At 70.8% G+C, this 12,402-nt stretch carries 8 protein-coding genes; all 8 read right to left on the reverse strand.

Features of this window, described 5'->3' with window-relative positions:
- Positions 1-26: 26 nt before the first annotated feature.
- Positions 27-2,420, reverse strand: a complete 2,394-nt coding sequence (locus ACFC3F_RS09220; protein WP_376128756.1) for a M64 family metallopeptidase — start codon at positions 2,418-2,420, stop codon at positions 27-29.
- A gap of 203 nt (positions 2,421-2,623) precedes the next feature.
- Positions 2,624-4,435 carry an ABC transporter ATP-binding protein gene (locus tag ACFC3F_RS09225; protein ID WP_376128757.1) on the reverse strand — a complete coding sequence of 604 codons (1,812 nt, stop codon included), beginning with the start codon at positions 4,433-4,435 and terminating at the stop codon, positions 2,624-2,626.
- Positions 4,432-6,288 (reverse strand): ABC transporter ATP-binding protein, encoded by a 1,857-nt coding sequence (locus ACFC3F_RS09230; RefSeq protein ID WP_376128759.1) that lies wholly within the window; start codon positions 6,286-6,288, stop codon positions 4,432-4,434. The genes ACFC3F_RS09225 and ACFC3F_RS09230 overlap by 4 nt, the downstream gene beginning before the upstream one ends.
- Positions 6,289-6,343: 55 nt before the next feature.
- Entirely contained in the window at positions 6,344-6,841 is a 498-nt protein-coding gene (locus tag ACFC3F_RS09235) for a methylated-DNA--[protein]-cysteine S-methyltransferase (protein ID WP_376128761.1), read from the reverse strand.
- Positions 6,838-8,484 (reverse strand): Ada metal-binding domain-containing protein, encoded by a 1,647-nt coding sequence (locus ACFC3F_RS09240; RefSeq protein ID WP_376128763.1) that lies wholly within the window; start codon positions 8,482-8,484, stop codon positions 6,838-6,840. Before ACFC3F_RS09240 ends, ACFC3F_RS09235 begins: the two co-directional genes overlap by 4 nt.
- An 83-nt stretch (positions 8,485-8,567) precedes the next feature.
- Positions 8,568-10,175 (reverse strand): bifunctional phosphoribosylaminoimidazolecarboxamide formyltransferase/IMP cyclohydrolase, encoded by a 1,608-nt coding sequence (gene purH, locus ACFC3F_RS09245; RefSeq protein WP_376128765.1) that lies wholly within the window; start codon positions 10,173-10,175, stop codon positions 8,568-8,570.
- 19 nt (positions 10,176-10,194) lie between these two features.
- Positions 10,195-10,803: a phosphoribosylglycinamide formyltransferase gene (gene purN / locus ACFC3F_RS09250; protein ID WP_376128767.1), complete on the reverse strand. Its 609-nt coding sequence runs from the start codon at positions 10,801-10,803 to the stop codon at positions 10,195-10,197.
- Between the two features lie 4 nt (positions 10,804-10,807).
- Complete coding sequence (locus tag ACFC3F_RS09255) at positions 10,808-12,310, reverse strand: DUF6350 family protein (RefSeq protein WP_376128768.1); 1,503 nt, start codon at positions 12,308-12,310, stop codon at positions 10,808-10,810.
- Positions 12,311-12,402 lie beyond the last annotated feature (92 nt).

Raw genomic sequence — 12,402 nt, forward strand, 5'->3', positions numbered from 1 at the left:
GGGGCCCGTCCGTTGGGGGGATCCGCTCAGATGAGCGTGAGCGTCAGCACACCGGCGTAGGTGCCGGCACGCGTCGACCCGGGGACGCCGAGGGTGAGGTCGGCGCCACAGACGAACGCACCTGCGCTGTTGCCCGCGGGCGACTCGCAGAGCGTGGAGGGAACGCCGATGCCCGAACCGGGGACGGCGACGTTTCCGGGCGTGACCTTGCTCGACTGGCCGGGGGCCTGCGGCAGGTCGCCTTCGACGGCCTCCGCGCGCGGCGCCCAGCCGAGGTTCTCCGCCACGATGAGGCCGGAGCCGCTCGTGAAGTCCGACACCTCGCCGGTCAGGTCCCAGCCCGCAGCGGTACCGCGCGAGTCGCGGACCGCGACGTCGTGCAGAGCACCGGTCGCCGTCTGGTCCGCACCGTTCAGCGCGACACCGTCGAGCACGACGGGCTCGTCGCTCGCGATCGCGAGCGACAGGGCGCCGCCGGTGACCTCGGTCGTGATGACCTGACGGTTGTCGGCGTCATCGCCACCGAGAACCGTGACGGTGAACGCCTTCACGGGGCCGATGTTGCCCGACGCGTCGGTCGCGCGGTACTCGACACGGTGCGTGCCGTAGCCCGGCTCGGTCTCCTGGAACGGCGAGTGCGACATGCCGGCCGAACCGAGGCTGCCGTAGATGAGGTCGTCGACGTTCGTGCCGGTGGGCGTGAAGACGAACGGGTCCTCGGGGTTGGTCGGCGAACCGTAGTAGTTGTGCCAGCCGTCGCCGTTCAGGCGGAACTCCGAGATGAGCGCACCCTCGCGGTCGTCGGTCGCGACGAGCTTCATCCCGAACGACTCGTTCACGATGTAGTGCGGCTCGCCGTTGGCGCCGGTCGTGGTCGAGATCGGAGCCGTCACGGTCGCCTCGACCGTCGGGCCCGATGCGTCGACGTCCCACTCCTGCACGACGCGTCCGGCACCGGAGTTGCCCGGGTCGGAGACGGTCGCCGAGACCTCGTGCGCACCGCTCAGGTTGAGCGCGCCCAGGTCGAACGTGTTCTTGCCGGCGGGCGTCGCGACGACCTCGCCGTCGACGCGCCACGTGATGTCGAACGCGCGGTCGGTGCGGTGCGTCGTGTTGACGTACAGGATGTCGTCCGCACCGGCGGGCTTGAACGTCGGGAACGCCTCGGTGATGCCGGGGCGGACCGTGCCGCCGTTGGCGGTGCCCGAGCCCACGGTCCAGGTGCGCGTCTGCGTCATCGACGACTTGGCGCGGATCGCGGGGTCGCGGATGAACTCGGTGTTGTCGACGACGGTCGCCGTCACGGTGTCGCCGGCCTTCACGCCGAGCTTGCCGAGGTCGAGCGTGCGCAGGTTCGCGGGGTTGTCGACCGCTTCGCCGTTGACCGCCCAGGTGACGTCGTTCTCGTGGTAGACCGGGTGGGACGTCTCGACATACAGCACCTGGTTGGGCGCGACGGCGGCGTCGGTGGAGGTGGACGCGGGCACGAGCGGCGCGCGGCCGGCGACCTTCTCGGTCATGATCTCGCGGCTGACCTGGTCCATCTGGTAGCCCAGCGACTTCATCATCGAGTGCTGGCTGGGACGGTAGATGCCCGTCGAGTAGTACATGCCGCCCTCGTAGACGTCGATGATGCCACCCGACTCGCTCTCCTCGCCGAGCCAGCGCCACCACTTCGTCTTCTGCTCGGCCATCTGCTCGGCCGTCTGGAGCGTGTGGTGCGCCGAGCTCGGCTCGCGGCCGGTGTAGTCACCGGTCGTGATGCCGCGCGTGTAGTAGTCGTACTCGTCCTGCAGACCACCGAGCGAGTGGGCGATCTCGTGGGGCGAGATGAGCGCCGACAGCGGGTTCCCACCGCTGGCCGTCGCGTAGGCGCCGCCCGCGCCGCCGTAGGTGTCGCTGTTGGCGAGCGCGAGGATCTGGTCGACCTTCGGCGCCTGCGCGGCGTACCGCTGCGCCGCCGAGTTGTTCATCGTGATGAGGCGCTCGACGCTCGAGGCGCGGCATCCGCCCCAGAACGACATGCCGAGCGGCGTGTTGCGGCGCGGGGCGTCGAGGGTGCGGTCGCAGCTGATGCCCGACTCGCCCGAGACGATGCCGATCGCGTAGACGTTGAAGTGGTTGCGGTAGCTCTTGAAGGGCTCGATGCTCCACATCGTCTCGAGGTGCACCTCGACCTCGTCGTAGAACTTCTGCTGCTCGTCGGCGGTGTAGCCGTCACCCATGATCACCAGCGAGAAGCGCTCTGCATCATCACCGGTGATCTGCATGGGCACGACGGTCGATGAGCCCACCTCGGACTCGGCCGCCAGGGCGACGGCGGGGGGCGCGAGGGCCACGAGGGACGCCGCCAGGGTCGATGCGGTGAGCATCGCCCCCCAGCGCCGCCTCGGAGCGACCGCAGTTCGGGTACTGGTCATGGTCTCCACTTTCGGCTCGAATGGGCTGTGACCCGCACGCGCCATGGCATGACACCTTCGTCGGAGCGGTCGACTCACGGGTGAGAGCCTAGGGAGCAGGTCCAGCCGAATCACGGTGCGCGCGTCTCGCGTCTGACAGCACCCGCGCGACGTTTGTCGGATGCCGAGGTTCACGCGCGACGGCCGGGTCGCGGCATCCGCTCTCAGACGAGGGATTCGCGCCACGCGGCGTGCAGCTGCGCGAACTTGCCCGTGCCCGCGATGAGGTCATCGGGGGTGCCGTCTTCGATGATGCGGCCGTGCTCCATGACGAGCACGCGGTCGGCGATCGCGACGGTCGACAAGCGGTGCGCGATGATGATCGCGGTGCGATCGGCGAGGAGCGTCTGCAGGGCGTCCTGGATCATCCGCTCCGAGGGGATGTCGAGCGACGCGGTGGCCTCGTCGAGGATCAGCACGGCGGGGTCGGCGAGGAACGCGCGGGCGAACGAGATGAGCTGGCGCTGTCCGGCCGACACCCGTCCCCCGCGCTTGTTGACGTCGGTCGCATAGCCGTCGGGCAGCTTCTCGATGAAGGCGTCCGCGCCGACCGCGCGGGCCGCCGCCCGGATCTCGTCGAGCGTCGCGTCGGGCTTTCCGAGTGCGATGTTGTCGGCGACGGTGCCGCTGAAGAGGTACGCCTCCTGCGTGACCATGACGATCGCCCGGCGCAGGTCCTTCGGATGCAGCGAGCGCAGGTCCACCCCGTCGAGCGTGACGCGTCCGCGCGTCGGATCGTAGAACCGCGAGACGAGCTTGGCGAGCGTGGACTTGCCCGCGCCCGTCGTGCCGACCAGGGCGACCGTCTGCCCGCCCGGGATGTCGAGCGAGAAGCCGGGGAGGATGGTGCGCTCACCGGAATACCCGAACACGACGTCGTCGAACCGCACGTGGCCGCGCGACTCCCACAGGTCGACCGGCTGCGTCGGGTCGGGGACCGTCGGCTCCTCTTCGAGCACGCCGGAGACCTTCTCGAGGGCCGCCGTGGCCGACTGGTAGGAGTTGAGGAAGAACGCCACCTCCTGCAGCGGCGCGAAGAAGTTGCGCACGTACAGCACGGCTGCCAGCAGCGTGCCGACGAGGAGGGTGCCGTCGACGATGCGGAACCCGCCCCACGCGACGACGACGGCGAGCGTGACGGATGCCACCGCCATGAGCGCCGGCTCGAAGGTGCCGAAGAGGCGGATCGAGCGCATGTTGATCTCGCGATAGTCGCCGGACAGCTCGCCGAACTCGTCGTCGTTGCGCACCTCTTTGCGGAACGCCTTGACGGCGCGGATGCCGGTCATCGTCTCGACGAACTTCACGATGACCTTCGCGCTGATGACGCGCGACTGGCGATAGACCCGCTGCGAGCGCAGGTAGAACCAGCGCATCAGGAGATACAGCGGAATGCCCATGACGACCAGGATCAGCCCGGACTGCCAGTCCCAGATGAGCAGCATGACGAGTGTGAAGGCACCGTACAGGATGCCCGAGACGAGCTCGTTGAGCCCGCCGTCGAGCAGTTCGCGGATCGTGTCGAGGTCGCTCGTCTGCCGGGAGATGATGCGGCCCGACGTGTACGACTCGTGGAACTCGAGGCTGAGCTTCTGCGTGTGCAGGAAAATCCGCTTGCGCAGATCCAGCATGATCGCCTGCGTCAGCCGTGCCGTCACGACGACGTACCAGCCGATGAGCGCCGCACCGCCGATCGCGGTGACGAGGTACACGAGCACGACGAGGACCGTCGGCATCCAGTCCATCCGGTCGACGGCGGCGGGCAGGGCGCTGTCGACCCCGACCGCGATGAGGGCGGGACCCGCGACGCGCAGCGCGGTCGAGATGACCAGCACGACCGCCGCGAGCACGAGCTGTCCGCGCACGGGCAGCACGAGCGAACCGAGCAGGCGCAGCGAGCGGCGGCGCACAGCGCGGCTCTCTTCGCGCGTGTAATCGGAGCGGTCTTCGCCGCTCGTTCCGACGACGGTGCTCACGCGTTCGCCTCCGGTTCCTGGCCCGAGCCGTACGGTTCGAACCTGAGCTCGCGCAGCTGCGTCTGTTCGTCTTCGAGGCTCGAGATGACGTGGCGGTAATGGTCGTTCGCACGCAGCAGGTCGGAGTGGGTCCCGACGGCGGTGATGCGGCCCGCCTCGAGCAGGGCGACCCGGTCGGCGAGCATGACGGTCGAGGGGCGGTGCGCGACCACGAGAGTCGTCGTGTCGTGCATGATCTCGCGCAGCGCGTCTTCGACGAGCGCCTCGGTGTCGACATCGAGCGCCGAGAGGGGATCGTCCAGAACCAGCACGGCGGGCCGTGCCGCGACGGCACGCGCGAGCGCGAGTCGCTGGCGCTGCCCGCCCGAGAGGGACAGCCCCTCTTCGCCGACGACCGTGTCGACGCCGTCGGGAAGGTCCTCGACGAAGCCGGCCTGCGCCACCCCGAGCGCTTCGCGCAGGACGCGCTCGGCCTCGGGCGACCCGGGTGCGAGGTCTTCGCGTCCGAGCAGCACGTTGTCGCGCACCGACTGCGAGAACAGCGTCGCGTCTTCGAAGGCCATGCCGATGCTCCGCCGCAGGTCGACCAGGCTGAGGTCGCGCACGTCGATCCCGTCGAGGGTCACGCGCCCCGCCGTCACGTCATACAGGCGCGCGGGCAGGGTCGTGAGGGTCGTCTTGCCTGACCCCGTGAGCCCGACGAGGGCCATCGTCTCGCCGGGGCGCAGCACGAGATCGATGCCGTCGAGCAGGTCGCGCTCGTGGGCTGCGGCATCCTGATACCGGAAGTGCGCACCCTCGAAGGCGAGCTCGCCCCGCGGCTCGGCGATCGCGACGGGCGCAGCCGGATCGACGATCGGATTCGGCTCGTCGAACACCTCGAAGATGCGATCGGTGGCGGTGCGCGCGTCGAGCAGGAACGAGAAGAGGAAGCCGACGGACTCCATCGGCCAGCGCAGCACGGTCGCCATCGCGAAGAACGCGAAGAGCTCGGCGACCTGCAGCTCGCCGAGCTGCGTCAGGTAGATGCCCGCCCCCAGGCACAGGGCGAACGCGATATCGGGCAGCAGCACGAGCCAGAACCAGATCCAGCCGACGGACCGCGCCTTGCTCATCTCGGTCTCGCGCAGGCTCTCGGCCTGCCGCGTGAATTTCACGAGCGCGTGCTTTCCCCGGCCGAAGGCCTTCAGCACGCGGATGCCGTGCACGCTCTCTTCGACCGAGGTCGCGAGATCTCCGGCCTGGTCTTGGCTCTGCCGCGTGAGCGTGCCGTAGGTCTTCTCGAACCGGTACCCGGCATACCAGAGCGGGGCCGAGCAGACGATGAAGATGACGCCGAGGATCCAGTGCCAGCGGAACAGCAGCACGATGCCCACGACGATCGTGATGGCGTTGACGACGAGCAGCACGAGGCCGAACGCGAGCCAGCGTCGCAGCATGCTGATGTCCTGCATCATGCGGCTCAGCAGCTGGCCGGACTGCCAGCGGTCGTGGAACGAGACCGGCAGACGCTGCAGACGCTCGTAGAAGCCCGTGCGCAGGTCGTACTCGACCTGCGTCGCGGGCGCCAGCACGAACCAGCGTCGCGCCCAGACCATGAGGGCTTCGAACAGACCGAGCGCGAGGATGGCCGCGGCACCCCAGATGATCTGGGTGATGTCACCTGTCGAGATGGGACCCTCGACGACGACCTCGAGCACGAGCGGGATCGCGAGGGCCAGCAGGCTCGCGATGAGCGCGCTGACGGCGCCCAGCACGAGGCGAGGGAGCACGGGCCGGGCGAACGGCACGAGCCGCGCGAGCGCCTTCGCGGTGGACAGGTCCGACCGTCGGGGATCAGCGGTGATGGTCATGTTCCTCAGGGGTGGTGCCGCGAACGAGACAGCCCACCAGCTTAGAACGGGGTGTTCACTGCTGCAAGCTCGCTTCGCGGTCGAGCAGCGCCCGCTTGACGTCGACGCCCCACGCGAACCCGCCCATGGCGCCGCCCGTGCGCAGCACGCGGTGACAGGGCACGAACAGCGCCGGTGCGTTTCGGGCGCAGATGGATGCCGCGGCGCGGACGGCGCCTGCAGAGCCGAGCACGCGGGCGAATTCCGCGTAGGTGAGCGGACGACCGGGCGCGATGGCGCGCAGCGCCTTCCATCCCGCCTGCTGCATCGGCGTGCCGTGCTGCCGCACCTCGACGGTGTCCACGGCGGCGAGGTCGCCGTCGTAGTAGGCGACGACGGCTTCCCCCGCCGCTGTGCGGCCCGTGCCGAACGACGCGGGGCGGGCGGACGGGCGCAGTCGGTCGAGGATCTGCGCGGACACGGCCGTCCATCCGGAGGCGAGCACCCGGCCGTCGTCGTCGGCGAGCAGCGTGAAGGGGCCGTCGGGGGTCTCCAGGGTCTGCATCGTCGTCATGAGCGGGGTCCTTCCGTGCGATGTGCAGGATCGGGTGTGACGGATGTCGTCTCGATCGGCCCTGTCGCCCTGTTCCGGCTCGTGCGTCCTGCAGATCGCACGGGGCGGGGTGGAACAGCACGCCACAGGTGCGCCGTGAGGTAGCTGCGCCACGGCGCGGCGCGGGCGGCCCAGGCCGTGAGCGCCGGCGCATCGGAGGGGAGGCCGGTCGCGGCGGCGCCCGCTCGCACGGCGACGTCGCCCGGCAGGAAGACGTCGGGGTCGCCGAGCACCCTCATGCGCACGTAGTCGGCGGTCCACGGCCCGATGCCCGGCATGGCGAGCAGCGCGGCGCGCTGTTCGCCGGCGTCGTCACCCGCCGTGAGTGTGAGCGATCCGTCGGCGAGGGCGGCCGCCGCGGTCGTCACGGCCCGGATGCGCGACGCCGGTCCGCGCAGCACATCGGCCCCGTGCTCGGCGATCGCGGCCATCGTGGGGAACAGACGCGTCGCCGGCCCGACGCCGTCGATCGGGTCGCCGATCTCGGCGGTCAGCCGCGACAGCACGGTACGGGCCGCGGCGACCGAGATCTGCTGGCCGATCATGGCGCGCACGAGCATCTCGTGCGGGTCGGCGGCACCGGGCACGCGGATGCCGGGAAGACCCGCGACCAGCGATGACAGTTCCGGATGCCGCGCGAGCGCCTCGTCGACGGCGACCGGGTCGGCGTCGAGGTCGAACAGCCGACGCGCGCGGGCCACGAGCGACGGCAGATCGGACAGCTGCGTCAGCCGCGCGCGCAGCCGCACACGCCCCGCACCGTCGATGTCCAGCTCGAACCACGCCGGCCCGCCCGCGAGGCGCACCGCGCGGCCGAACGACGTCGCCGTCGCCACCTCGACGCCGTCGACGGCACGGGCGGCCATCCAGGAGAAGAGCCCCGGCGCGTCGAGTTCCCCGCGGTGCGGCAGCACGAGCTCGATGACCCCGAGCACGTCCGAAGCGGAACCCTCGTCCGTCCCCATCCCCTCGGGCCGCGCCCCCGCTCCCTGAGCTCGTCCCCGCGCTCCCTGAGCTTGTCCCACCGCTCCCTGAGCTTGTCGAAGGGAGCGCCGCCGCGCACGCAGAGCGAGCGGCGGCATCCCGAACACTTCGCGGATCGTGTCGTTGAACTGCCGCACGCTCGCAAAGCCCGCGGAGAGGGCGACATCGGATGCCGGCATATCGGTGCCGACGAGGAGCATCCGCGCCGTCTGCGCGCGATGCGCGCGACTGAGGGCGAGGGGTCCGGCGCCGAGCTCGGCCGCCAGGAGCCGGGTCAGGTGGCGCGGCGAATAGCCGAGCCGATGCGCGAGGCCCGGCACGCCCTCGCGTTCCACGACGCCGTCGGCGATGAGCCGCATCGCGCGGCCCGCAACGTCGCCGCGCAGATCCCATCGCGGCGAGCCCGGCGCCGCCTCGGGAAGGCACCGCTTGCACGCCCGATATCCCGCTTCGTGCGCGGCCGCGCTGGTCGGGTAGAACGTCACGTTCTCGGGTTTCGGTGTGCGCGCGGGACAGCTCGGCCGGCAGTAGATCCCGGTCGAGCGCACGGCCGTGACGAACTGGCCGTCGAACCGCGCATCGCGCGAATCGATCGCGCGATACCGTTCGTCGAACGTCATGGCCGGGATGCTCACACCCCTAGCCTGACACGCTCCCGGACACCCGGCTCGCGGAAATCGGACACGATGGTCCGGTCCGCGACTCAGTGGAAGAAGTGGCGCTCCCCCGTGAAGAACATCGTGACTCCGGCTGCCCGTGCCGCGTCGACGACCTCTTCATCGCGCACCGATCCCCCGGGCTGCACGATCGTGCTGATCCCGGCGTCGATGAGAACCTGGGGCCCATCGGCGAACGGGAAGAAGGCATCGGATGCCGCCACCGAACCGGCTGCGCGGTCGCCGGCGCGTTCGACCGCGAGACGGCACGAGTCGACACGGTTCACCTGGCCCATCCCGATGCCCACCGTCGCGGAGTTCTTCGCCAGCACGATGGCGTTCGACTTCACGGCGCGGCACGCCTTCCAGGCGAAGATGAGGTTGGTCATCTCCTCGTCGTCGGGCCGCTCGCCCGAGACGAGCTCCCAGTTCGCGGCGACCGAGTCGATGTCGTCGGGGAACCGGTCGGCGTCCTGCAGCAGCAATCCTCCCGAGACGAGCCGCACATCCATGCGCTCCTGCTGCCAGTCGGCGGGCAGCTGCAGCACGCGCAGGTTCTTCTTGAGCCGGAACACCTCGAGCGCCTCGGGCTCGAAGTCGGGCGCGATGATGACCTCGGTGAAGATGTCGCGCAGGTTCTCGGCCATCTTCAGCGTGACCGTGCGGTTGGCCGCGATGACCCCGCCGAACGCGGACACGGGGTCGCATTCATGCGCACGCAGGTGGGCGCTCGCGATGGGGTCGAGCGCCTGGGGCGCCGCGATCGCGATTCCGCACGGGTTCGCGTGCTTGATGATCGCGACGGCCGGCTTGACCATGTCGAACGCGGCCCGCAGGGCGGCATCCGCGTCGACATAGTTGTTGTAGGACATCTCCTTGCCCTGCAGCTGCGTCGCCTGCGCGATCCCGTGCCCGCCGACACGCGTGTAGATCGCGGCGCGCTGGTGCGAGTTCTCGCCGTAGCGCAGCGACGCGAGGCGTTCGGCCTTGATCGTGAGGTGCTGCGGCAGGGTCTCCTCGTCGGCGAGGGTCGCCTCGGCGAACCACTGCGCGACGGCGCGGTCATAGGCGGCGGTGTGCGCGAAGGCGCGCGCCGCGAGGTCGCGGCGATGCGCGAGGGTGGTCCCCGCCGCCCCGGCGGCCTCGATGACCGCGGGGTACGACTCGGGTGAGACGACGATGGCGACATTGGCGAAGTTCTTGGCGGATGCCCGCACCATGGCGGGGCCTCCGATGTCGATCTGCTCGACCACGTCGACCGCCGACGCACCCGAGGCGACGGTCTCGACGAACGGGTACAGATTGACCACGACGAGCTCGAACGGGGCGATGTCGAGCTCGTCGAGCTGGCGCTCGTGGTCCTCGAGGCGCATGTCGGCGAGGAGGCCCGCGTGCACGCCGGGGTGGAGGGTCTTCACCCGGCCGTCGAGCGACTCGGGGAACCCCGTGATGGCCGACACGTCGGTCACGGCGTAGCCCGCGTCGCGGATGAGCGAGGCGGAGCCGCCCGTCGAGACCATCTCGACTCCCGCCGACGAGAGCGCCTCGGCGAGTTCGAGCAGCCCCGTCTTGTCGCTCACGGAGATGAGGGCGCGACGGATCGGCACGACGTCGCGTTCGCGGTAGAGAGCGGGATCGTGGCTCGGGCCGGCCATGGGGACTCCTCGGTGGTCGTCAGGGGGTGGATTCGGCGGTGCGCCGCACGGCGGCGAGATCGAGGTCGCCCGCAGCGATGCGGCGCACGACGTCGATGAGCAGCCGCCGTTCGACGGGCTTGATGCGTTCGTGGAGCGCGTGCTCATCGTCGCCGTCGAGGACGGGAACGCGCTCCTGCGCGAGGATCGGTCCGGTGTCGATGCCCGTGTCGACGACGATGACGCTCGCGCCGGTCTGCGCGACTCCGGCGGCCAGCGCATCGCGCACGCCGTGCGCACCGGGGAACTCGGGCAGGTGCGCGGGGTGGGTGTTGAGGATGCGCGGCTCCCACGCGTCGACGAGCGAGGCGGGCAGCAGCCGCATGAGACCGCTCAGCACGATGAGATCGGGCTTCCAGATCGACAGCTGCTCGCCGAGCGCTGCTCCCCACGCTTCGCGTGTGTCGTAGCTCTCCCAGGGCACGAGGAAGGTCGGGATGCCGTACTGCTCGGCATGTGCGAACCCCGCTGCTTCGCGATCGGCGCCGACGGCGACGATCGAGGCGGGGAAACCGGGTTCGGCGGCGGCATCGAGCAGCGCACGCAGGTTGGACCCCGTGCCCGAGATGAGGACGGCGACCGTGAGCACGCCGTCAGTCTACCGGCGGTCGTTCGGGCAGCCGGTCCAGCGGCTCGGTCACGGATTCCTCCGCACCCCCGCCCCCTGCCTCACCTTCGGCCCCTGAGCCTGCCGCGGCCCCTGAGCCGCTCGCGGTCCCTGAGCCGCCCCCGGTCCCTGAGCCCGCCGAAGGGTCGCCCCCGGTCCCTGAGCCCGCCGAAGGGTCGTCGGCGAACATCGCCTCGCGATACGCCTGATCCTCCGCACGCGCGGGTCCACGAACGGTGTCGGGTTCGCCGGTTCGGCTCCGCGGCAGACGGGGTCGGGGCGAGAGCAGCAGGATGCCGGCGCCCAGCGCCGTCTCGAGCCCGATCGCCAGCGCGAGCGGACCCGGTTCGGGACCGGCGTACGCGAGTGTGCCGGGGCCGATCGAGCCCGATGCCAGCGTGGCGAGCAGTGCGGCGATCGCGGCCGCGCCGACCGCGATGCCCGCCGCGACGACGAGTCTCGCCCCGAGCGGGTCGTGTGCGTCGTCGGGTCGCCGGGCTGCCCCTGCCGCCGCGAGCCGGGAGCGGGCGATCCAGCCCGCGAACGCACCGAGGCCGACCGGCAGCAGCGCGAGCAGCAGCAGCCACGTCGTCGTGGATTCGGGAACGGCGCCGAGCACGGGGATGCCGGGCAGGATTCCGGCCTGCGTGCCGGCGGGGCCCACGACGGTGTCCATCCCGACCGAGAAACCGGGACCGGCCACGAACGACATCGCCCACACGATGAGAGTGGGCAGGTACGCCAGCTGGGCGAGCATCATGACGGTCGCGCCGAACGCGTCGACGTGCGACGCCTCGAAGAGCGCGACGATCTCGCCCCCGCCCAGCGCCACGGCGACGGCCGTGGCGAGGGCGCCGAGCCCGACCAGGCCCGTGCACACGATCGCCGTGCCGCGCGCGATCGAGCCGGGCACCTCGCTCCAGCCGTCCGAGAGCATCTCGACGCGGTCGCGCAGCCGCGCCACGACGCCGTCGCCGGCTTCGCTCCACTCCGTCACGAGGGCGCCGAGAAGCGCGGGCACGATGAAGACGAGCGAGGGGAAGAGCACGGCCTGCCACGTCTCGACCTCGGCGAGCGCGAGATGACCCGTCAGGGCGATGAGCACGGCGGCGGCGACGAAGACGATGATCCCCGTCGCGACACCGGTGATCCACGCGCCCGCCTGCGAGGCCCGGCGCCCTGAGCGCGCGGCGAAGATGGCGGTGAACGCCGTGAAGGCGAGCGGGGCGAGCGAGATCGTGAACGCGGCGGCCGCGGCGTCGATGCCCGTCTCGGCGAGGTAGTCGTCGGCCAGGAGCACGTCGACGGGCACGGCGTGACCGAGCTGCCAGATCGTCGCGCTCGCGGGCCAGAGCGCGCCCCAGTCGGCCCCCGTCCCGATTCCGACGGCCCACAGGAGGGTCAGCGAAGCAAGGAGGACGGCGAGGCCGACGGCGACCGCGATGAGGGCGTCGACGGCGGCGAGGATGACGACGATGAGGCGATGCATGCGCTGTCGACCCTACCTACGGCAGCCCTGTGCGTTCGGTCGGCACGCCCGCCGCGGCATCCGGATATGCGGTTGTCGTGCGAGTGCCGATA

The organism is Microbacterium sp. NPDC055910 (assembly GCF_042271185.1).
In the GTDB taxonomy this organism is placed as follows: Bacteria; Actinomycetota; Actinomycetes; order Actinomycetales; family Microbacteriaceae; genus Microbacterium.

Bases quoted from the DNA above. Each gene is read 5' to 3' on its own strand.
- ACFC3F_RS09235 (WP_376128761.1), bottom strand. From the start codon at position 6,841: ATGACGACGATGCAGACCCTGGAGACCCCCGACGGCCCCTTCACGCTG.
- ACFC3F_RS09220 (WP_376128756.1), bottom strand. From the start codon at position 2,420: ATGACCAGTACCCGAACTGCGGTCGCTCCGAGGCGGCGCTGGGGGGCG.
- ACFC3F_RS09240 (WP_376128763.1), bottom strand. From the start codon at position 8,484: ATGACGTTCGACGAACGGTATCGCGCGATCGATTCGCGCGATGCGCGG.
- ACFC3F_RS09255 (WP_376128768.1), bottom strand. From the start codon at position 12,310: ATGCATCGCCTCATCGTCGTCATCCTCGCCGCCGTCGACGCCCTCATC.
- ACFC3F_RS09230 (WP_376128759.1), bottom strand. From the start codon at position 6,288: ATGACCATCACCGCTGATCCCCGACGGTCGGACCTGTCCACCGCGAAG.
- purH (WP_376128765.1), bottom strand. From the start codon at position 10,175: ATGGCCGGCCCGAGCCACGATCCCGCTCTCTACCGCGAACGCGACGTC.